This is a genomic window from Acetobacter musti (assembly GCF_011516835.1).
Classification (GTDB): Bacteria; Pseudomonadota; Alphaproteobacteria; order Acetobacterales; family Acetobacteraceae; genus Acetobacter; species Acetobacter musti.
In genome coordinates this window covers 1-1,305 of the sequence record NZ_WOTB01000102.1, presented here as the reverse complement: position 1 = coordinate 1,305, position 1,305 = coordinate 1, and the positions used below count along the sequence as shown (strand labels likewise).

The window sequence follows — 1,305 nt, the reverse complement described above, 5'->3', positions numbered from 1 at the left end:
TGAATTGCCCCGGGTTTTGTGGAGACGTTTTTTATCTGATTTAAGCGGCTAATGCATGTGATTTCTGTTGTGCATAAAAGCGTGCCTCAGCTTCTGCTGGCGGGATGTTTCCAATGGAGGACAGGAGCCGCCGATTATTGAACCAGTCGACCCATTTAAGTGTTGCCAGTTCAACAGTTTCCCTGTTTTTCCATGGCCCCTGCCGATAGATGAGTTCGGTTTTGTAGAGCCCGTTAATGGTCTCTGCCAAGGCGTTATCATAGGAATCCCCAACACTGCCGACAGAAGCAACGAGCCCCGCTTCAGCCAGTCTTTGCGTGTAGCGAATGGACACATATTGACAGCCGCGGTCGGAATGGTGGGTCACTTTTCCCTCAGGTCGCCTCTGGCACAGAGCCTGCTCGAGAGCATCCAGCACGAAGTCGGTATGGGCCGTTGAGGAGACGCGCCAGCCCACAATAACCCGTGCGAATACATCAATGATGAAGGCCACATAAACAAAGCCCTGCCATGTGGAAACGTAAGTAAAATCCGAAACCCACAGTCTGTTGGGGGCAGGAGCATGAAACTGGCGCTGCACCAGATCCTGCGGACACGGACGTTGCGGATCAGGCCGTGTGGTTCTGACCCCCTTGCCACGAATGACGCCTTTCAGTCCCATCCGGCGCATCAGCCGCTCTACCGTGCAGCGGGCGACATCCAGGCCTTCACGTTTGAGCTGATGCCAGACCTTGCGCGCTCCATAGACGCAGAAATTATCATTCCACACTCTACGGATGTCATCGCACAGTTCTTTGTCTTTCTGGCTGCGCACACACGGATTTTTCTGTCTGGCAACAGTTGCATAATAGGCAGATGGTGCAATCGACAGAACCCTGCAGATTGACCCGACACCATATGTCTGCCGGTGCTCCTCAATGAAGCGTGTCATGGCTTGAAGATGCGGTCGAGCTCCGCCTGGGCAAAATATGCCGACGCCTTACGCAGGATTTCATTGGCCTGCCGCAATTCGCGGTTCTCTCGCTCCAGTTGCCTGATCTTCTCTCGATCAGGCAGGTCACTCACCGCAGGCGCATTGGCACGTTCATGCAGACGGGTCCATTTTGACAGCGTGTCAGGATGAATATCCAGCTTTGGCGCGATCATCATCACCGCAGACCAGCGTGATGGATGGTTCTTCTCTTCCTCCAGAACCATGCGGGCTGCACGGTCACGAAACTCAGGTGGAAAACGCTTCGATTTGTTGCTCATGAATCCTTCTTACCTCTCGGGTCGTTCCGTCTCCACAAAACCCGGGGCAATTCA

General features: G+C 53.9%; 1 protein-coding gene and 1 other annotated feature. The gene reads right to left on the bottom strand.

The genetic code is table 11. From position 1 onward, the window contains the following. Positions 1–40 precede the first annotated feature (40 nt). A protein-coding gene (locus tag GOB93_RS20910) for an IS3 family transposase (RefSeq protein WP_173585272.1) occupies positions 41–1,251 on the bottom strand; the annotation gives its coding sequence in 2 pieces (ribosomal slippage) (positions 41–966 and positions 966–1,251; 1,212 coding nt in all). Beyond that, positions 857–973: a sequence feature (AL1L pseudoknot), on the bottom strand. (Overlaps the previous gene by 117 nt.) Positions 1,252–1,305 lie beyond the last annotated feature (54 nt).